Below are 19,801 nucleotides of genomic sequence, written 5' to 3'. Positions count from 1 at the left end.
ATGGTGAGCCCGGCGCCCGGCGGCTACGTCGTCGGCATCGACCTCGGCACCTCGAACACGGTCGCGGTGATCCGCTCCCCGGACGGGCGGCGCCGCCCCGTGCTCTTCGACGGCGCCCCGCTCATGCCGTCGAACGTGTTCCTGCAGGACAACGGGCAGCTCGCGGTCGGCCGCGACGCCGCGCGCCTGGCCCAGCTCGACCCCGGCCGCTACGAGCCCAACCCGAAGCGGCGCATCGACGAGCCCTCCGTGCTGCTCGGCAGCGCCGAGGTGCCCACCGTGCACATGCTCGCCGCGGTGCTGCGGGCCGTCGCCGTCGGGGTCGCCGAGATCACCCGCTTCGCCCCGCCGGTCGTGCTCACCTACCCGGCCTCCTGGGGCCAGACCCGGCGCAAGATGCTCCACGACGCCGCGCTGGCCGCCGGCTGGCAGGACGTGAGCATGATCCAGGAGCCGGTGGCCGCCGCCCGGTACTTCATCAGCGCCCTCAACCACCCGCTGCCCCAGGGCGAGGCGGTCGTGGTCTACGACTTCGGCGGCGGCACGATCGACATCGCCGTGGTCCGCAACGAGCCGCAGGGCTTCGCCGTCATCGGCTCCGGCGGCCTTGAGGACGTCGGCGGCCTCGACCTCGACGCCGCCCTGGTCGACCTCCTCGGCGGCGTGCTGCAGACCTCCGAGCCCGCCGTGTGGCGCCGGCTGCAGGACCCGCGCACCGCTCAGGACCGCCGCGACCGGCGGCTGTTCTGGGAGGACGTCCGCGGGGCCAAGGAGATGCTGTCGCGGACCACGGTCGCGCCGGTCAGCGTCCCGGGCGTCGAGGCCGCCATGCACCTCACCCGCGAGGAGCTCGAGAGCCGCATCGGCCCGATGATCGCCCGCACCGTGGCCGAGACGGCCCGGGTGGTGCGCGAGAGCGGGCTGGAGCCGCGCTCCCTGGCCGGCATCCTGCTCGTCGGCGGCTCCTCCCGGGTGCCGCTGGTCGCCCGGATGCTGCACCGGGAGCTACAGGTCGTGCCGACCGTCCTCGAGCAGCCGGAACTGCCGGTGGCCGAGGGCGCCGTGGTGCACCCCTCCGAGCTGGTCAGCTCCTTCACCGGCACCGCGTCGGTGAGCGCCCCCCGTCCGCCGGTGATGACCGGCCCTCCGGCCGCCTACGGCACCGAGTCGATGCCGGTGCCGGTCTCCGCGGCGCCCATGTCCGGCATCCCGGTTTCTGTTGCTCCGGTGTCGGCCGTCCCCGTCTCCGCGTCGCCCGTTTCCGCGGCCCCGGTATCGCCTGCCGTGGGGCATGCCGAGGAGCCCGCTCCGGCCAGCTCCAAGGCGGCGCTGATCGCCGGCATCGCGGTGGTGCTGCTCGTCATCGCCGGTGGCATCTTCGCGCTCAAGACCTACAACGGTGGCGGCGGGGACGCCCCGAAGCCGATCGGCCAGTGGGCCAAGCTGCCGGATCTGCCCGGCGTGCCCCTCGAGGGCGCCGGCGCCGCGATCGTGTCCGACAGCAAGCTCTTCGTCATCGGCGGCCTCAGCGCGGTGGCACCGCGGCCACAGCTCAACACGGTGTACGTCTACGACATCGAGAACAAGACCTGGGGCAAGGGCCCGGACCTGCCGGAGCCGCTGTCGCACATGGCGGTCGTGGCCGACCCGAACCAGGCCATCTGGGTCCTCGGCGGCCTGACCAGCAAGGGCGCGACCGACAAGGTCTGGAAGCTGCCAGTCGGCGCGACCCGGTGGGAGGAGGGCCCGGCACTGCCCAAGCCCCGCAACTCCGGCGCCGCCATCTACGACGGCGGGGGCATCGTCTACGCCGGCGGCACCCAGCCCGACAGGGACTCGGCCGACACCATCTGGGCGCTGGGCGGGAAGGGCTGGGACCAGATCGGCCAGCTGTCGGACAAGCGGGAGAAGCTCGCCGCGGCCACCGACGCCGCCGGCACGATCTGGTTCCTCGGCGGCATCCAGCAGGCCAACGGCAACCGGACCAAGGACACCGTCGACATGCTGCTGCAGCACAAGGTGGTCATCAACCCCACCCTGAAGCTCGACCAGCCCCGCGAGGGCGCCGTCGCCGCCAACCTGACCGGCGTCGGCCTGTGCACGCTGGGCGGCAACCAGGGCAGCACCGTCTACGACTGGTGGTGCCAGGACGCCGCCAAGACGCCGCTGCTGCCCAAGCTGGACGTGCCGCGCTCGGGCATGGCCATGGCCCTCTCCGGCGGCGTCATGTACGTCGTCGGCGGCTACAACGGCACCAAGCACCTCGACGGCACGTCCACTGTGGAGGCCTTCAAGTACACCGGCTAACCGATGTCGAACTGCTCCCACTGGCCGATCGCGGTCCGATTGGCGATCAGCGGCGCGGCACCGGCGTTCTCGGCGCACACGTAGCGGCCGTTGGCCCGCGACACCAGGCTGACCGTGCCGTTCGGGTTGTGCACGAGCCCGAAGGTCTCCCAGGCGCCGATCGCGGCGCGGTTGGCGATGAGCGCGTCCGCGCCCGCGTTCTCCGCGCACACGTACTTCCCGTTGACCCGGGCCCGCAGCGCCACGTCGCCGCCGGAGAGCTGGACGAGGTCGAAGCGTTCCCAGTCCCCGGCCGCGGTGCGGTTGGCGATGAGCGCGGCCGCCCCGGCGTTCTCGGCGGTGACGAGCCGGTCGTTGGCCCGCGCGCGCAGCGTCACGCCGTTGCCGGGGCTGGTGGTCGGCGGCGGCGTGGTCGGGGTGGCGGCCGGGATCGGCGGGGTCGGGCGGGTGGCGGTGAGCGCGATCTGGCCCTTGAGCATCCGGCCGCCGTCGTTGGTCAGCCGCAGGTAGTAGTCGGACGAGCAGCGCACGCCGTCGGCGTCCAGGGCCCGCATGCCCGAGCCACCCGGGACCATCGAGGCGTCCTCCGCCGTCTTGGCGATCTGGTTGCCCTCGTTGTACTCGTCGAACATCGAGATGTAGACGCTCTTCACCCCGGCCCGGGCCATGTTGTAGAACTGCCGCCACATGAGGTCGCCGCCCGCCCGCTGGCCGGGCACGGTCATGTCGCCGGGCAGCACGCACGGCTGGTAGTCGACGTTGTGGGCGGCGCAGTCGGCGAGGTCGCCGACGGTCCGGTTGGTGTAGAACCAGTCCGAGCCGGCCGCGTCGCCGATCCGGCCGACCATCCACGGCGAGAGCATGTCGAAGGCGTGGTAGACGTCGAGGTACCCGGCCCGCGAGTCGTCGGTGCCGAGGCGCCAGTGGGTGGGCACGCCGCCCATCACGTAGCAGCCCTGGGCCTTGAACCAGTTGATGACGTCGAGGCAGGCGGCCGGGCTCCACGGGTGGTTCTCGTCGTTGAACCCGAAGCCCCAGATGCCCACGACCGGCTTGCCGTTCTGCCGCGCGTACGCGCCCGAAGCGGTGTGCGCCGACATCTTCGTGGTCCAGTCCGTCTTGATCTGGCCCTGCATGTCGGCCCAGCCGCTGACGTCGTACATGATGTAGAACTTCCGCCCGGTCGCCTCGGCCGCGCCGCGCACCTTCCCGGCCATCGCGTCGCGGGTCGGTCCTTCGCCCCCGAACGGGTTGAACCGCTGCAGGGCCGCGGTGTCGCAGCCGTTCTGCTGCATCCAGCGGAAGTGCGTGTCCACGGTCTGCTGGTCGTAGGAGGAGTAGAGGTTCGCCGGCTGCCCGTTGCCGAGGTTGGAGAAGGCGGTGCGGTACCCCTTGGCGTACTCGCGCATGTCGGGCCAGCACTTGGTCGCGGCCTGGCTCGGCGACGGCGCCTGCGACCAGTCGCGGCTCCAGTGCCACCAGCCGTTGATCGGCGCGCCGTCGCCCGGGCAGGCGAACCACCCCTGGTACCCGACCGTCACCTTGCCGACCACGTCCCCGGGGGCGCTGGCCGCCAGCCCGTCAGGCGTCGCGTAGAAGGCCAGCGCCCCCGCTCCGCCCACCGCGAGCCCGGAAGCGATCACGGTCCGTCGTGAGATCCCCATCGCGCGTGCCACCGATCTGTTCGCAAGGTTTCCTAATCGACCGGAGCCTAGGTATCGCCGCGCTCCCCGGTCAATCGATGTGCGCTTTTGATCGCGAATGTTTGCGCAGCTCAACACGCATCTGTGGAGATCATTGATGCTCGCTTAGCCGCCTCTTAGCCCAACCTTTTCCCGGAACTTGGCCCAGTAGAATCGGGTGCGAATTGGAACTTCCGCGGTCCAACGCCGGGGGCTTGAATGACTGCATGATCGTCGTGGACATGTGGTTCGACCCGAAGTGCCCCTGGGCCTGGAACGCCTCCCGCTGGCTGCTGGAGGTCGAGCGGGTCCGCCCGGTGGAGGCCCGCTTCCACGTGATGAGCCTCTGGCTGCTCAACAAGGACCGCGAGAACCTGGACGACTGGTACCGCACCTGGCTCGCCGACACCCTGGGCCCCGTGCGCGTGCTCATCGCCGCCGAACAGACCTACGGGCCGCCGGTCCTGCGCGACCTGTACACGGAGATGGGCAACCGCATCCACCACGACCGGCAGCCGATCGGCGAGGACCTGTACCGGGGCACGCTGAAGGCCCTGAACCTGGACGAGTCCCTGGCGGAAGCGTCCACCGTGGACACCTACGACGAGGTCCTCCTGTCCAGCCACCGGGCCGGCCTGGACCCGGTGGGCGAGGACCTCGGCACCCCGGCCATCCACATCGACGGAACGGCCGTCTTCGGCCCGGTGGTGACCCCGGTCCCGCGCGGTGAGGCCGCCGGCAGGCTCTTCGACGGCATGCACCTGATGATGCAGACCCCGGGCTTCTACGAACTGAAGCGCGGCAACCGCACATCCCCCAGCGTCGACTGATACAAGTCCTCGAGCAGCGGCTCGAGACGCTCCGACGGCTGCACGTCCTCCCGCGGAACTCGACTCGCCAGCGTGAACGCGAGGCCAAGGAGTGGGTCGTCCCGGTCGAACGGCGCCCGGGCCAGGTTCGCCACCGCCGCCCGGAGCCCGAGCCGGAGCGGTACGCGAGTGAGCAGGGCGGGGTTGCGGAAAAGCGCGTTCAGCAGCGTGGTCAACGTCCGGCGATCCAGCATCGTCGCGTGCCGCTCGAGCAGTTCGAGTTCCCGCGTCATCAGGGCGTCGAATCGGGCCTCCGGTTGCCGCAGCCAGGTGTCTACCAGAGCAGCCACGAGGAACGCATGCCGGTCGGTCAGGCCCTCTTGCTCGGGTTCGGCCGACCAGAGTTCGAGCAGCAGGGCGCCGATGGTCGTCGCCGGACGATCCAACTGCCGGATCACCGAGGTGAGTCCCGGGCCCATCCGGCTCAGCAGTGGATCGAGCGCATGGAAGGCCGGATCGTTGCCGCGGTCGCAGAGGAGATTTGCCTGCAGCCGCAACTCATCGGGCGGCACCGGTTGCGTGTGGTCCAACTGCCAGCCGAGGTCGACCGGGCCCGGGTCGGCGCGGCCGATGGTGACCATCAGGTCCGGCTGGCCGCCGGTGCGGACGCGCACCACGCGCAGCGAGAACAGCAGGGACCGCCACTCCTCGGCGGGTAGCGCCGAGGCCCACAGCAGGGCGTGCCGGCGCCAGGATTCGACGAGCCCGTCGAGGCCGCCGAACAGGTCGCTCACCAGGATGCCGCCTTGACGGTGCAGGGCCGCGGCCAGCAGCACGAGGTTGAGGCTGTAGCGGGCGTACCGGGACGGGGCCGGCAGCCGAGCCGGTGCGTAGTCGGCGAAGCGCGCATCGTTTCGCGCGTCGATGCGGCGCAGCAGCGCGCCGGGCAAGGCCCGGACGTCGTCGCGCTCGCTGTCTGAGGTCAGCTCTGCCACGAACCGCAAGATCGAGTCGCGGGCGGTGAGCGAGGCGAAGGACAGCAGTGCGTACAGCAGGCCGTCCTGGCCGCGGCCGCCGCCGAGGACCGAGTTCGCGGCGGCCGCCTCCTGCCGCGCGAGGTCGCGTGCGGCGTGCATGGTGAGGCGGGCGACGAGGTACTCACCGAACGTCGCGTGCAGGAACTCATAGGTCGTCAGGCGGCGGCCGTCGCGCAGCGCCTCCGCCCGCTGGACGAAGAAGAAGCGGCCCAGGACGCGGTCGCCGGGGCCGAGCGGCGCCCGGCGGTCGGCCGCGCCGGCCGGGCCGGCGTCGCCGAGGAGGGCCGTGAGATCGGCGTCGAGGTCAGCCGCGGTGACCCATTGCCGGCCGCGGTTGAACGCCGCGAATGCGGTCACCGACAGCCGCGCCAGCTCGGCCTCGACGAGCTCGCGGATGGTCTGTTCCGGCGAGCCGCCGTGCAGCTTGCGCACCTCCCGTTCGGCGAAGGTCCATAGGAGCCGCTCGTAGAGCTGGGCCTTGCCCAAGGACTGCTCGTGGCGCTGCAGCGCGTTGGCGTCGGAGTCGTACAGCACGAGCATGAGCAGCAGCAGCGGCTGCATCGCGAGGTCGCGGTGCTCGAGCACCTGCTCGGTGGTCAGCGGCGCGAGCCCGCGCCGCTGCAGCCCGGCGACGTTGGCGGCGTTCCAGACCGACAGCCACCGCCGGACCTGATCCGGGCCGAACGGTTCGAGCCGGATCACCGGCGTGCCGGCCGGGATGCGGGCATGACCGGCGACGGCCATCCGGCTGGTGACCACGATCGCCACCGGCCGGCCCTGGTCGGCCTCGCGCTGCTGGAACCGGGCCACCCGCTCCAGATAGTCGGTATGGCTGACCCCGGCCGCCTGGAGCAGTTCGTCGAAACCATCCAGCAGGATCACCGCCACCTACGGCCGCCTCCGGCGCATGGTCGTCCAGGAACAGCCTCAGGTGTGGGGCCTGTTGGTCCGCGTCGAGATAGGTGGCCGGCGCGGGCACCTCGGCGTTCACCAGCCGCTGCACCCATTTCTCTTCGCCCCCGCTCGGCCGGGCCCGTCGGACGTCGAATGGCAGGGCCGTGCCGTCGAGGGCTGTGAACAGCGCGGCGATGACGAGGACCGTGTGCGTGGCCAGCAGCCACTGCGTGCGTTCGTAGCGCGAGAGGCCCCGAAGCTGGTCCGGCAGATCCGTGGTCATCCGCCGGCCCAGTTCCTCGGCCCGTGTCTTCATGTCGGCGAAACGGATGGGCGGTGGTCCCTGCTCGCCGAGCAGGGCGGCTGCTTCGCGGTAGGTGAGGGGACGCATGGTGGTCAGGCGCTCGGGGTGCGCAGGACTCGGAACGTGGTGGGGCGGGTCTGTTCGAAGCCCAGGGACTCGTACAGGCGGATGGCGTTGGTGTTCGAGGCCGAGGCGTGCAGGAACGGCGTCTCGCCGCGGGCGCGGATGTCGTGGGCCAGGGCGCGGATCAGCCGCGTGGCCAGCCCCCGGCCGCGGAAGGCCGGGTCGGTGCACACGGCGCTGATCTCGGTGTGGCCCGGTGGGTGCATGCGCTCGCCGGCCATGGCGATCAGCCTGCCCTCGTGGCGCAGGCCCAGGTACGTGCCCAGCTCGATGGTCCGGCGGAGGAAGGGGCCGGGCCGCGTGCGGGCCACCAGGTCGAGCATCTCGTCGACGTCGTTGGCGCCCAGCCGTACCGCGGACGGGTCCGGCGCGGTGTCCAGCGCCACGGCGGCGAGCTGGACGCCCGGGATCTCGTGGCGGAGGGCCCAGTCCGCGGGGACGGGCGGGACCGGGCCGGCCAGGAGGACGTCCGCGCCCGGGCCGGCCAGCTTGGCCAGGTCCGGCCAGGCCTCCGGGCCCGCGTCGGGGGCGAGGGCGCAGAACGTGGCCACATCCGGGTGGAAGCGGGCCGCGCGGCCCGAGTGCTCGGCGAAGATGTGGTGCGGCCCGTGCAGCGCGGCCCAGACCGGCGCTTCGAGGACGTCGTGAAGTTCCATCGTCGCCGAGTGTAGGGTGCCGGGGGTGGAGCATGACGGGTTCGTGGTGCGGCCCGTGGGCCGGGTCGAGTCGGAGCTGACCGACCGGGCCGGGGCGCCGCGGCAGGGGGACGAGGGCGCGCCGCCGGCGTGGGTCGTGTTCGACGAGCGGGTGCGGGCGGCGCTGGCCGACCTGCGGCCCGGGGACCAGATCATCCTGCTGACCTGGCTGCACCAGGCCGACCGGGACGTGCTGGCCGTGCACCCGCGCGGGGACCGCACGCGGCCCGAGACCGGGGTGTTCAGCACGCGGGCGCCCGACCGGCCCAACCCGATCGGGCTGCACCGGGCCGGGATTCTCGCCGTCGACGGGCTGCGGGTGCGGGTCGACGGGCTCGAGGCCGTCCACGGCACGCCGGTCCTCGACGTGAAGCCCGTGCTGGGCGCGGTCGACGAGCGCTGATCCCAAACGGTCGACGAGCGCTGATCCAAACGGTCGACGAGCGCTGATCCAAACGGTCGACGAGCGTCGATCCCAAAACGGTCGACGAGCGCTGACCCCACAAGAATTCCTGCAACTGACCTGCAAACGCCAGGCATTGACTTCGGTCTGTCTACGGTGGGACGTTGAGCCTTAGGAATGCGCTTTCCTAGTCGAAACCCCGTCGACAAGGAGCACGGAAGCCAATGTCATCCAAGAAAAGGCTGGTCGGTCTGGGCGGCGCCGCTACGCTGCTCGTCGCCGCCTCCATCGCGCTGCTCAACCCCGACGCCCTGGCCGCGACGCTGTTCAGCGCCGACTTCGAATCCGGCAGCACCAGTGACTGGTCGAAGTCCGGCGGCACCTGGAGCGTCGTGACCGACGGCTCCAAGGCCTTCGACCAGTCCGACTCCGGCACCGACCGGGCCCGCCAGTTCGCCGGCTCCACCAGCTGGACCAACTACTCGGTGCAGGCCCGGGTCAAGGCCACCTCGTTCGCGAACTCGGGCAGCGTGGTGGCGCTGGCCGCCCGGGCCAGCGGCGCCACCCAGATGTACCGCCTGGCCCTGACCAGCGGCGCGGTGCGCCTGCAGTACATGAACGGCAGCTCCGTCACCGATCTCGCGACGCTGTCGCGGACCGTCTCCACCGGCACGTGGTACACGCTGAAACTTTCCGTCAGCGGCTCGACCATCTCCGGGTCGATCGACGGCACCAGCGTGGGCTCGGCCACGAGCACGGCCGTCACGGCGGGCCGGATCGGCCTGTTCACCGGCTACGCGAGCGGCCGGTTCGACGACGTGTCGGTCACGGACTCGGGCACCACCACGCCGTCGAGCACACCGCCGAGTACGCCGCCGACCAGTGGCGGGCCGACGGGCACTCCGCCGCCCACCACCGGGCCGGTCGGCTGGGCGACCCAGGGCGGCGGCACGACGGGCGGCGCCGGCGGCGGCACGGTCACCGTCACCAGCTACGCCGACCTCGTCACCCAGGCGAAGTCGGCCGCGACCCAGACCATTCGCGTCAGCGGCCTGTTCAGCTGCAGCGAGGACGTGCGGGTGGCGGCCAACAAGACGATTCTGGGCGTCGGCTCGGGCTCCGGCCTGGTCGGTTGCGGCATCAACATCCGCGACGTCAGCAACGTCATCGTGCGCAACATGAACATCTCGAAGGTCCTGGCCGGCAACGGCAACGGCGACGCCATCCACATCGACGGCGCCACCCGGCTGTGGATCGACCACAATGACCTGTCCAGCGATACCAGCCACGGCACCGACTACTACGACGGGCTGCTGGACATCACGCACGGCGCCGACTACATCACGGCGTCCTGGAACCGCATCCACGACCACATCAAGTGCTCGCTGGTCGGGCACAGCGACTCCAACGCGTCCGAGGACACCGGGCACCTGCGGGTCACGTACCACCACAACCTGTTCAGCAACTGCGCCGAGCGCAACCCGCGGGTGCGCTTCGCCAACCCGGTTCACGTGTTCAACAACTACTACGTGCAGACCCAGTCCTTCGACTACAGCTACGGCATCGCCACCACCATGGGCGCCGGGGTGCTCGTCGAGGGCAACTCCTTCGAGAACATCCCCGAGCCGACCCACCTGCACGAGGGCGACTCGGACCCGGGCAACCTGGTGGCGCGCAACAACACCACGGTGAACTCGGGCCCGATCCTGACCAGCGGCAGCGTGGCGAGCATCCCGTACTCCTACTCGCTGGAGAGCTCGGCCACCGTCAAGTCAAGCGTCACCGCGGGCGCCGGCACCGGCAAGATCTAGGCTCGGCAACGCGGCGAGCAGCTCCCGCGTGTACTGGTGCGAGGGGCCGGTGAACACGTCGTTCACCGGCCCCTCTTCGACGACCCGGCCGCCCTGCATGACGAGCACCCGGTCGGCGACGTGGTGGATCACGCCCAGGTCGTGGGAGATGAACAGCAGCGCGGTGCCGTCCGCGGCCTGCAGCTCGGCCAGCAGGTCCAGCACCTGGGCCTGGATCGACACGTCCAGCGCGGACACCGGCTCGTCGCAGACCAGCACGTCCGGCCGCGGCCCGACGGCCCGGGCGATGGCGACCCGCTGCCGCTGCCCGCCCGAGAGCCGGCGGGGCCGCCGCCGCAGATGGTCCGCGCCGAGCCCGACCCGTTCGAGCAGTTCGACCACGCGGTCCCGGCGGGCCCGGCCGCGCTCGGTGAGTCCTTCGCCGATGATCTCCTCCACGGTGTACCGCGGGTCGAAGGAGCCCAGCGGGTCCTGCGAGACGACCTGGAGCCGCCGGCGGCGGGCCCGGCGCCGCCGCTCGGGCACGCCGCTCCAGTCCTCGCCGCCGAGCAGCACCCGCCCGGCCGACGGCTCCAGGAGCCCGAGCGCGATGCGGGCGAGCGTCGTCTTGCCCGACCCGGACTCGCCCACGACGCCGAGCGTCTCGCCGCGGCGCAGCTCGAAGCCGACGTCCTGCACGGCGCTGCGGTCACCGAAGCGCTTGTGCACGCCGGTGGCGGACAGCACCACCTCGCCCGGCGCGGCCCGCGGCGGCAGCGGTTCCCGGCCGGGGGAGGAGAGCCGGCGCCCGCGGGAGGCGGCGGTGGGCACGGCCGCGAGGAGGATCCGGGTGTACTCGTGCTCCGGCGCGGCGAGCACCCGCGCGACCGGCCCCTGCTCCACGATCCGGCCCTCCCGCATGACCAGCACCCGGTCCGCGATCCCGGCGACGACGGCCAGGTCGTGGCTGACCAGCAGCAGGGCCCCGCCCTCGGCCTTGCGCCGGGCGAGCAGCCGCAGCAGCTGCGCCTGCACGGTCACGTCGAGCGCGGTGGTCGGCTCGTCGGCGATGAGCAGCGGCGGGTCGGCGGCGATCGCGGCGGCGATGAGCGCGCGCTGGCGCTGCCCGCCGGACAGCTCGTGCGGGTGCGAACGGGCGCGGTCGGGCGGCACGGCCACCGATTCGAGCAGCGCGGCCACCCGGGCCGGGCGCTCGGCCGCGGTGCCGATGCGGTGGGTGCGCAGCGTCTCGGCGATCTCGTCGCCGATCGTGCGCAGCGGGTCGAGCGAGACGAGGGCGTCCTGCAGGACCAGGCCGGCGAGGCGCCCGCGCAGCCGCCGCCAGTCCCGGTCGGCGAAGCCGCCGGTGTCGCGTCCGGCGACGACCAGGCCCTCGTGCCGTACCACCGCGGCCTCTCCGGCCAGGCCGACGAGCGCCCGCGCGGTCACGCTCTTGCCCGACCCGGACTCGCCGACGAGGGCCACGCACTCGCCGGGCTCGACGGAGAAGCTCACGCCGCGCACGGCATGCACCGCGCCGGGGAAGGTCACGTGCAGGTTCGATACCACTGTGGACATTCAGTGCCTGCCTTCGAAGCGGGCCTGCAGCCGCCGGCCGACGGCGGTGAGCGAGACGACGGTGGCGGTCAGGGCGAGGCCCGGCAGGATCGCGGTCCACCAGGCGACCCGCAGGTAGCTGCGGCTCTCCGCGAGCATCGCGCCCCACTCCGGCGACGGCGGCTGCGGGCCCATGCCGAGGAAGCTCAGCGCGGCGGCGTTGACGATCGCCCCGCCGAGCCCGATGGTGGCCAGGATCGGCAGCGGGCCGAGCACGTTGGGCAGGATGTGCCGCCAGGCCAGCCGGGCCCGGGACAGCCCGAGGGTCGTGGCCTGCTCGACGTAGCCGGCCCGGCGCACCAGCAGGGTCTGGGCCCGCACGATGCGCCCGTAGCGGGGCGCGAACGCGAGCGCGATGGCCAGGATCAGGCTGGGCGTGCCGGGTTGCGTGAAGGCGATGAACAGCAGCGCCAGCAGTACCTCGGGAAAGGCCGACAGCACGTCGAGCGCCCGGCTCAGCAGCTCGTCGACGATCCGCGGGGCGAGCCCGGCGACCAGCCCGATGACCCCGCCGGCGAGCACGGACAGGGCCGTGGCGGCCGCGCCGATGCTCAGCGAGTACCGCGCGCCGTACACGACCCGGGCGAACACGTCGCGGCCGAGCTGGTCGGTGCCGAACCAGTGCGCGCCGCCGGGCGGCTGCAGCGCGCTCAGCGGGTCGGCGGCCAGCGGGTCGGCCCCGGTCAGCAGCGACGGGGCGAGCACCGCGACCACCACGGCGGCCAGCAGCGCGAGCGGCACGACCGCCGCCGGGAGCCGCCACCGCGAGCGGAGGTCCACCGTGGACGGTGCGGGCAGCGAGATGTCCACCGTGGTCAGCTCCTTCGCAGCCGGGGGTCGATGACGAGGTACGCCACGTCGGCGAGCGTGCTCAGCAGCACGTACACGGCGGCGGCGAGCATCACCACGGCCAGCACGACCGGGATGTCCTTGTCGCCGACGGCCTGGGTGGCGACCTGGCCCAGCCCGGGCCGGCCGAAGACCCGCTCGACGACGACGGCGGCGCTGAGTAGGAAGCCGATGAGCGTGCCGCCGAGCGTGACGGCCGGCAGCAGCGCGTGGCGCAGCGCGTGCCGCCACAGCAGCGCCCGCCGGGTCAGCCCGCGGGCCCGGGCGGTGACCGCGAAGGGCTCCTCCACGGCCCGCTCCAGGCCGTCCCGGATGACCTGGCTCAGCAGGGTGCCGATCGGCAGGGCGAGGGCCAGCGCGGGCAGCACCAGCGCCGAGGCGTCGCGGTCGCCGGAGACCGGGAACCAGCCCAGCCGGAACGAGAAGAGGCTCAGCAGCAGGATGCCGATGAGGAACGCGGGCGCCGATACGACGGTCAGCTCCACCGTGGACACCAGCCCGGCCAGCCAGCGCGGCCGCCCGGCGGTGAGCAGCGCCAGCCCGACGGCGATGACGACGCTGCATGCGCTGGCGGCCAGGGCGAGCTTGACGGTGGGCCAGATCTGGCTGCCGATGATGTCGATGACGGGGCGCTGCAGCACGTAGGAGCGGCCGAAGTCGCCGTGCAGCAGGCGCCACAGGTAGTCGAGGTACTGCACCACGGCCGGGCGGTCCAGGCCGAGGTCGGCGGCGATCTGCGCGCGGATCACCGGGGTGTCGGGCCCGTCGCCGACGAGGGTGTCGACGGTGTCCCCGGGCGCCAGGTGCAGCGCCAGGTAGGCCGCGGTGGCGGCGGCCCAGAGGACCGCCGCCCCGCTTCCCAAGCGTCGCAGGATCGGCTTGAGCATGGCCTAGTTGCCGATCCAGACGTTGTAGGCGCTGCCGGGCACCCCGGCCGTGGGCTCGAACCCGAGGCCGCCGACCTTCTTCTGGGCCGCGACCTGATCGGCCGGGGCGTAGAGCGGCAGCAGCGTCGCGTTGTCGGTGAGCAGCTTCTGCAGCTTGACGTAGATCTCCTTGCGCTTGGCCACGTCGCCGGTCGCGCCGGCCTGGGCCACCAGCTGGTCGATCTCCGGCGAGTTGTACCCGTGCCGGTTGATCGGCGCGCCCTTGGGCAGGATGAGGCTCAGCGCGGCGCCGGCGTCGGTGTCGGCCCGGGAGTTGTCGAAGACCTCGAACTCGTTCTTGTTGATCGCGTCGGTCGCGGTGCCCGCGTCGACGATCTTCACCTGCAGGTCGATGCCGGCGGTCTGCTTGACCGCGGCCTGCACCGCCTGGGCGAGGATGTCGCGCTTGTCCCGCACGTACGGCGCGGAGAGCACGATGCGCGCGGTGAGGCGCTTGCCGTCCTTGGTGCGGAACCCGTCGGCGTCCTTGGCGGACCAGCCGGCCTCGTCCAGCAGCGCGTTGGCATCGGCGGGGTTGTTGCCGTAGGTCTTCTCCAGGGAGGGGTCGTAGAACTGGCCGGACGGGCTGAGGATGCTCCAGGCGCGGGTGGCCGTGCCGCGGTACACCCCCCGCAGCACCGCGTCCACGTCGACCGCGTCGCGGAAGGCCTTGCGGACCCGGATGTCGTCGAACGGGGCGCGGGTCTGGTTGAAGTAGTAGTTGTACGCGGTGCCGCTGTTGAGCGACCGGCTGAACGTCAGGTTCGGGTCGGCCTTGACCGACTCCTGCTCGGTCGCCGGGATGCCCTCGGCCACGTCGACCTGGCCGGAGGTCAGCGCGCCGACGCGCACCGAGGACTCGCCCAGGAAGCGGTAGGTGACCTCGTCGAGATAGGCCGGGCCCTGGTGGCCGGCGTTGGACGGCGCCCACTTGTAGTCCGGGTTGCGCTTGTAGTGCACCTCCTGGCCCTTGGTGTAGCGGTCCAGGATGAACGGCCCGGTGCCGACCACGTCGGGGCCGCCCGCCTTGAGGTTCGGGCTCTTGAGCGACTTCGGCGCGATCTGGGCGCCCTGCGGCGAGGCGAAGAAGTCCAGGATCAGCACGTCGGGCTGGTTGAGGTGGATCTCGATCGTGGTGGCGTCGGCGACCACGGCGTCCTTGAAGTGCTTCAGCTGGGTGGCCAGGACCGACGGGGCGTACCCGGGAACCTGCAGCTGGTCGAGGTTCGCCTTGACCGCGGCGGCGTCGAACTTCTCGCCGTCGTGGAACGTCACGTCGTCGCGGAGCTTGAAGGTGTACGTCAACCCGTCGGCCGACACCGAGTACGACGACGCCAGCCAGGGCAGGTACCCGCCCTTGTCGTCGTGGGTCAGCAGGGCATCGAAGCTGTTCCAGACCAGCAGGCGGGCCTTGGCCTGGGCGTACTGGTGCGGGTTGAAGGTGATCGGCTCGGTCTCGACGCCCCAGGTGAGCTTGCCGCCCTGGACCGGCGCGCCGGCCCCGGCCGCGGGGTCGGCGCCGGCGCCCTGGCAGCCGGCGAGGAGCAGGCCGGCCACGGCGAGACCGGCAAGAAATCTGCGCATGGAGAATCCCCAATGGAGGGTGTAGGAGGCGACCCGCTCGACATCGATGCGGCGGCGTCCTCGCCAGTGCAGCAGCGGCCCGCCGGGCAAGTCAACGAACCGAGGCCCGCGTCACGAACCCCTGGTGTAAATCATAGTTCGCACGTAGGATTAGTCGGCTTAATCGCTCCGGATCTCGGAGGTTTCGTCATGCCCGAACGACTGCATCTGGCCGTCGCGCTCGACCGCGCCGGCTGGCATCCGGACGCCTGGCGGGCGCCCGGCGCCCGCCCCGGCGAGCTGCTCACCGCCGGCTACTGGACCGACCTGGTCCGCCACGCCGAGCGCGGCCTGCTGGACTTCGTCACCATCGAGGACCGCGACGCGTACCACCCGGACGGCGACCCCGGCGAGGGGCGCACCGACCGCGTGCGGGGGCGGCTCGACGCGCTGCTCATCGCGGCCCGCGTCGCCCCGCTGACCTCGCGGATCGGCCTGGTGCCGACGGTGGTCACCACGACCACCGAGCCGTTCCACGTCTCCACCCAGCTGGCCACGCTCGACTTCGTCTCCCGCGGCCGGGGCGGCTGGCGGGCGCAGGTCGCCCCGGACGCCGGGCGCCCGTTCGACGAGGTGTTCGCCGACGCCGCCGATCACGTCGAGGTGGTGCGCCGCCTCTGGGACAGCTGGGAGGACGGCGCCGAGATCCGCGACGTGGCCACCGGCCGGTTCATCGACCGCGACCGGCTGCACTACATCGACTTCGCCGGCCGCCACTTCAGCGTCAGGGGCCCGTCCATCACGCCGCGCCCGCCGCAGGGCCAGCCGGTCGTGGCGGTCCTCGCGCACGCCCGGCCGGTGTACGAGTTCGCCGCCGCCCACGCCGACGTCGTGTTCGTCACCCCGTCGGGCGCGGACTCGGCGCGGGCGATCGCCGAGGAGGTCCGCTCGCTCACCGACCGGCCAATCAAGGTGTTCGCCGACCTGGTGGTCGGGGAGGCGCCACCGGGCGACGCCCAGGTCGTGAACGGCACCCCCGCCGAGCTGGCCGACCTGCTCACCGAGTGGCAGGCCGCCGGGCTGGACGGCTTCCGGCTGCGCCCCGCGGTCCTGCCGGCCGACCTGCTGTCCATCGTGGACGGTCTGGTGCCCGAGCTGCGCCGGCGCGGCCTGTTCCGCGACAGCTACGAGTCGGCGACCCTGCGCGGCCACCTCGGCCTCGCTCGGCCCGCCAGCCGGTACGCGGCGGTGACGGCATGACCAAGCGCCAGGTCGTCCTCGCCGCGCACTTCCCCGGCGTGAACAACACGACCGTGTGGAGCGACCCGGCCGCCGGCAGCCAGATCGCCTTCGACTCGTTCGAGCACCTCGCCCGCACCGCCGAGCGCGGCCGGTTCGACTTCTTCTTCCTCGCCGAGGGGCTGCGCCTGCGCGAGCAGCGCGGCCGCATCCACGACCTCGACGTCGTCGGCCGCCCCGACTCGCTCACCGTCCTCGGCGCCCTCGGCGCGGTCACCACCCACCTCGGGCTCACCGCTACCGTCAACGCCACCTTCAACGAGCCGCTCGACCTGGCCCGGCGGCTGGCCACCCTGGACCACCTCACCGGCGGGCGGGCCGGCTGGAACGTGGTCACCTCCTCCGACGCGTTCACCGGCGAGAACTTCCGCCGCGGCGGCTACCTCGACCGGGCCGACCGCTACGGTCGCGCCGCCGAGGTGCTGCGGGCCGCCCGCGAGCTGTGGGACAGCTGGCCCGCCGACGAGGTCGTGGCCGACCCGGCGGCCGGGGTGTTCACCCGCACGGCCGGGCCCGGCGCGTTCGTCCACAAGGGACGTCACGTCGACATCGCCGGGCGCTTCGGCGTGCCCCGCAGCCCGCAGGGCCGCCCGCTCATCATCCAGGCCGGCGACTCCGACGCCGGCCGGGACTTCGCCGCGGCCGACGCCGACGCCATCTTCTCCCGGCACAGCACGTTCGAGGCCGGCCGGGCGTTCTACGACGACGTGAAGGGCCGCATGGCCCGCTTCGGCCGCCGCCCGGACCAGCTGAAGATCCTGCCGGCCGCCACCTTCGCGCTCGGCGCCACCGACGACGAGGCCCGCGAGAAGGCCCACCACGTGCGCCGCCAGCAGGTCAGCCCACAGACCGCGATCCTGCTGCTGGAGCAGCTGTGGAACAAGGACCTGAGCGACTTCGACCCGGACGGGCCGCTGCCGCCGTTCGACCCCGTCCCCGAGGCCGACAGCATCATCAAGGGCCGGGCCCGCATGTTCGACGACCCGGTCGCGACCGCCCGGCAGTGGCGCGCCCTGGCCGAGGAGAAGCGGCTCGGCATCCGCGACCTCGTCATCGAGGTGACGGGGCGGCAGAGCTTCATCGGTACCCCCGCGACCATCGCCGCCACCATCGACGACTTCGTGCAGCGGCGGGCGGCCGACGGCTTCATCCTCGTGCCGCACATCGTCCCCGGCGGGCTCGACGAGTTCGTCGACACCGTCGTGCCGCTGCTGCAGGAGCGCGGGGTGCTGCGCGCCGAGTACGCGACCACGACCCTGCGCGGGCACCTGGGCCTGGCCGATGGGTGACCCCGTCTTCCACTGGTTCCTGCCGACCGGCGGCGACGACCGGGCCGTGGGCCCGGGCAGCCACGGCGGCATCATCGGCGCCCAGGACGCGGCCGCGCTGCCGCGCTCGGCCACGCACCGGGCGCCCAGCCTGGAGTACCTCGGCGAGATCGCCCGCGCCGCCGACCGGCTCGGCTACGCCGGGGTGCTCACCCCGACCGGCGTGCACTGCGAGGACGCCTGGCTGACCACGGCCGCGCTCGTCGCGCAGACCCGGCGGCTGCGCTTCCTCGTCGCGTTCCGGCCCGGCCTCGTCGCCCCGGTCCTGGCCGCGCAGATGGCCGCCACCTTCCAGCGGCTGTCCGCCGGGCGGCTGCTGCTCAACGTGGTCATCGGCTCCAGCCCGGCGGAGCAGCGCGGCTACGGCGACTTCCTCGACCACGACGCCCGCTACGAGCGGGCCGGGGAGTTCCTCGACGTCGTGCGCTCCGCCTGGCGCGGCGAGCCGTTCGACCACGCCGGCCAGCACTACACCGTCGAGGGCGGGCTGCTGCGCGAACCGCCGCCGACCGTCCCCACCGTGTACCTCGGCGGCTCCTCGCCCGCCGCGGTCCGCCTCGCCGCCCGGCACGCCGACGTGTACCTCACCTGGGGCGAGCCGGTCGAGCAGGTGGCCGAGAAGGTGGAGAAGGTGCGGGCCGAGGCCGCCGCCCACGACCGGGAGCTCCGGTTCGGCATCCGGCTGCACGTCATCACCCGCGACACCGCCGAGCGCGCCTGGGACGACGCCGAGCGGCTCATCGCCGGCCTGGACGAGGCAACGGTACGGCAGCGCCAGGAGAGCCTGCGCGGGCTGGACTCGGAGGGACAGCGGCGCATGCTGGCCCTGCACGGCGGCGACCGCGACCGGCTGCTCGTCGCGCCCAACCTGTGGGCGGGCATCGGCCTGGTCCGCGGCGGGGCGGGCACCGCGCTCGTCGGCAGCCACGCCGAGGTGGCCGCGCGCATCGAGGAGTACCGGGCGGCCGGCATCTCCGAGTTCATTCTGTCCGGCTATCCGCATCTGGAAGAGGCCTACGCCTTCGCCGAGGGCGTCCTGGGGAGGTCGTCGTGAGCGTTCCACTGTCCATTCTGGACCTCGCCCCCGTCCCGTCGGGCAGCGACGCCGGCGCGGCCCTGCGCAACAGCGTCGACCTGGCCCGGCGGGCCGAGTCGTACGGGTATCACCGGTACTGGGTCGCCGAGCACCACTTCGCCGACGGCGTGGCCAGCGCCGCCCCGGCGGTGCTCATCGGGCTCATCGCCGCCGCCACGGACCGGATCCGCGTCGGCTCGGGCGCGGTCCAGGTCGGCCACCAGACCCCGCTGTCCATCGTGGAGAGCTTCGGGCTGCTCGACGCCGTCTTCCCCGGCCGCATCGACCTCGGCCTGGGCCGCTCCGGCCAGCGCCGCGCGGAGGCCCTCGCGGCCGCCGCCGCGCCGCGCCCGGCCCCGCGCACCTCGTCGGCGGTCGTCGACGGCCTGCTCATCCCGCCGCCGTTCGACTTCACCGCCATCGCGGCGTCACCGCGCTGGGCCGTCCACGCGGGCCTGCAGCAGCAGCCCGGCGCCGAGTCCCCGGACTTCGCCGAGGTGGTCGACGACATCCAGGCGCTCATCGGCGGCACCTACGCCCGGGACGGGGTCGACGTGCACGCCACGCCGGGGGAGGGGGCCAAGACCGAGCTGTGGATCCTGGGCAGCAGCGCCGGGCGCAGCGCGCAGGTGGCGGGGGAGCGGGGCCTGCCGTTCGCGGCCAACTACCACGTGTCGCCGGCCACCGTGCTGGAGGCGGTGGAGCATTACCGCTCGGCGTTCCGGCCGTCGGCGGTGCTCGACCGGCCGTACGTCCTGGTCTCCGCCGACGTGGTGGTCGCGGAGACCGCCGAGGAGGCGCGGCGGCTGGCGTCGCCGTATGGGCACTGGGTGTACAGCATCCGCTCCGGCCGTGGCGCGATCCCCTTCCCGACGCCGGCGGAGGCATCGGCCTCGCCGCTGCCGCCGGAGCGGCTGGCGCTGGTCCAGGACCGGCTGGACACGCAGTTCGTGGGGACCGCGGCGGAGGTGTCGCGGCAGCTCGCGGTGCTGCAGCGGGTGACCGGCGCCGACGAGTTGCTCGTCACGACGATCACCCACGACCACGGGGACCGGGCCCGCTCCTTCGAGCTGCTGGCCTCGCACTGGCTCGCATGACGC

At 72.8% G+C, this 19,801-nt stretch carries 15 protein-coding genes and 1 pseudogene; 8 read left to right on the top strand and 8 right to left on the bottom strand.

Annotation, left to right across the window (positions count from 1 at the left end):
• On the top strand, positions 1 to 2,307 hold the full coding sequence (locus tag ABD352_RS32140; RefSeq protein ID WP_344616272.1) for an Hsp70 family protein: 2,307 nt from the start codon (positions 1 to 3) through the stop codon (positions 2,305 to 2,307).
• On the opposite strand, the gene ABD352_RS32135 is transcribed toward ABD352_RS32140, so the two are convergent.
• On the bottom strand, positions 2,304 to 3,950 hold the full coding sequence (locus ABD352_RS32135) for a lectin (protein ID WP_425553714.1): 1,647 nt from the start codon (positions 3,948 to 3,950) through the stop codon (positions 2,304 to 2,306). The two genes, ABD352_RS32140 and ABD352_RS32135, sit on opposite strands and share 4 nt — an antisense overlap.
• A 266-nt stretch (positions 3,951 to 4,216) precedes the next feature.
• Between ABD352_RS32135 and ABD352_RS32130 the strand changes: the two genes are divergently transcribed.
• Entirely contained in the window at positions 4,217 to 4,819 is a 603-nt protein-coding gene (locus ABD352_RS32130; protein WP_344616270.1) for a mycothiol-dependent nitroreductase Rv2466c family protein, read from the top strand.
• Here ABD352_RS32130 and ABD352_RS32125 read toward each other — a convergent pair.
• From ABD352_RS32125 to ABD352_RS32120, 3 genes and pseudogenes are all read right to left on the bottom strand, one after another.
• Positions 4,774 to 6,723: an NACHT domain-containing protein gene (locus tag ABD352_RS32125; protein WP_344616269.1), complete on the bottom strand. Its 1,950-nt coding sequence runs from the start codon at positions 6,721 to 6,723 to the stop codon at positions 4,774 to 4,776. The two genes, ABD352_RS32130 and ABD352_RS32125, sit on opposite strands and share 46 nt — an antisense overlap.
• Before the next feature lie 34 nt (positions 6,724 to 6,757).
• Positions 6,758 to 7,120, bottom strand: a pseudogene (locus tag ABD352_RS57780) (NACHT N-terminal helical domain 7-containing protein); the annotation flags it as partial.
• A 5-nt stretch (positions 7,121 to 7,125) separates the two neighbouring features.
• Positions 7,126 to 7,812, bottom strand: coding sequence for a GNAT family N-acetyltransferase (locus ABD352_RS32120; protein WP_344616268.1), 687 nt, complete (start codon positions 7,810 to 7,812; stop codon positions 7,126 to 7,128).
• A 25-nt stretch (positions 7,813 to 7,837) separates the two neighbouring features.
• Here ABD352_RS32120 and tsaA point away from each other — a divergent pair, with 25 nt between their 5' ends.
• The gene (gene tsaA / locus ABD352_RS32115) at positions 7,838 to 8,254 is read left to right on the top strand and encodes a tRNA (N6-threonylcarbamoyladenosine(37)-N6)-methyltransferase TrmO (RefSeq protein WP_344616267.1); all 417 of its coding nucleotides are present in this window, start codon (positions 7,838 to 7,840) and stop codon (positions 8,252 to 8,254) included.
• Positions 8,255 to 8,478: 224 nt separating this feature from the next.
• Positions 8,479 to 10,065 carry a pectate lyase family protein gene (locus tag ABD352_RS32110; RefSeq protein ID WP_344616266.1) on the top strand — a complete coding sequence of 529 codons (1,587 nt, stop codon included), beginning with the start codon at positions 8,479 to 8,481 and terminating at the stop codon, positions 10,063 to 10,065.
• On the opposite strand, the gene ABD352_RS32105 is transcribed toward ABD352_RS32110, so the two are convergent.
• The 4 genes from ABD352_RS32105 to ABD352_RS32090 are packed head-to-tail and all read right to left on the bottom strand — an operon-like array spanning position 10,027 to position 15,020.
• Positions 10,027 to 11,622, bottom strand: a complete 1,596-nt coding sequence (locus ABD352_RS32105) for a dipeptide ABC transporter ATP-binding protein (RefSeq protein WP_344616265.1) — start codon at positions 11,620 to 11,622, stop codon at positions 10,027 to 10,029. The genes ABD352_RS32110 and ABD352_RS32105 overlap by 39 nt on opposite strands.
• Complete coding sequence (locus ABD352_RS32100; protein WP_344616264.1) at positions 11,623 to 12,471, bottom strand: ABC transporter permease; 849 nt, start codon at positions 12,469 to 12,471, stop codon at positions 11,623 to 11,625.
• A 5-nt stretch (positions 12,472 to 12,476) separates the two neighbouring features.
• Complete coding sequence (locus tag ABD352_RS32095) at positions 12,477 to 13,397, bottom strand: ABC transporter permease (RefSeq protein ID WP_344616263.1); 921 nt, start codon at positions 13,395 to 13,397, stop codon at positions 12,477 to 12,479.
• Between the two features lie 3 nt (positions 13,398 to 13,400).
• Positions 13,401 to 15,020, bottom strand: coding sequence for an ABC transporter substrate-binding protein (locus tag ABD352_RS32090; protein WP_344616262.1), 1,620 nt, complete (start codon positions 15,018 to 15,020; stop codon positions 13,401 to 13,403).
• A 189-nt stretch (positions 15,021 to 15,209) separates the two neighbouring features.
• Here ABD352_RS32090 and ABD352_RS32085 point away from each other — a divergent pair, with 189 nt between their 5' ends.
• Genes ABD352_RS32085 through ABD352_RS32070 form a run of 4 tightly spaced genes read left to right on the top strand, consistent with a single transcriptional unit; the run spans position 15,210 to position 19,798 of the window.
• Positions 15,210 to 16,259, top strand: coding sequence for an LLM class flavin-dependent oxidoreductase (locus ABD352_RS32085; RefSeq protein ID WP_344616261.1), 1,050 nt, complete (start codon positions 15,210 to 15,212; stop codon positions 16,257 to 16,259).
• Positions 16,256 to 17,587, top strand: coding sequence for an NtaA/DmoA family FMN-dependent monooxygenase (locus ABD352_RS32080; protein WP_344616260.1), 1,332 nt, complete (start codon positions 16,256 to 16,258; stop codon positions 17,585 to 17,587). The genes ABD352_RS32085 and ABD352_RS32080 overlap by 4 nt, the downstream gene beginning before the upstream one ends.
• Positions 17,580 to 18,680, top strand: coding sequence for an LLM class flavin-dependent oxidoreductase (locus tag ABD352_RS32075; RefSeq protein WP_344616259.1), 1,101 nt, complete (start codon positions 17,580 to 17,582; stop codon positions 18,678 to 18,680). Before ABD352_RS32080 ends, ABD352_RS32075 begins: the two co-directional genes overlap by 8 nt.
• Positions 18,677 to 19,798: an LLM class flavin-dependent oxidoreductase gene (locus tag ABD352_RS32070; RefSeq protein WP_344616258.1), complete on the top strand. Its 1,122-nt coding sequence runs from the start codon at positions 18,677 to 18,679 to the stop codon at positions 19,796 to 19,798. The genes ABD352_RS32075 and ABD352_RS32070 overlap by 4 nt, the downstream gene beginning before the upstream one ends.
• Positions 19,799 to 19,801: the final 3 nt, after the last annotated feature.

Source organism: Dactylosporangium salmoneum, from assembly GCF_039532525.1.
Classification (GTDB): domain Bacteria; phylum Actinomycetota; class Actinomycetes; order Mycobacteriales; family Micromonosporaceae; genus Dactylosporangium; species Dactylosporangium salmoneum.
Note: the sequence above shows the minus strand (reverse complement) of the source record. Positions and strands in the feature narration are given on the sequence as shown.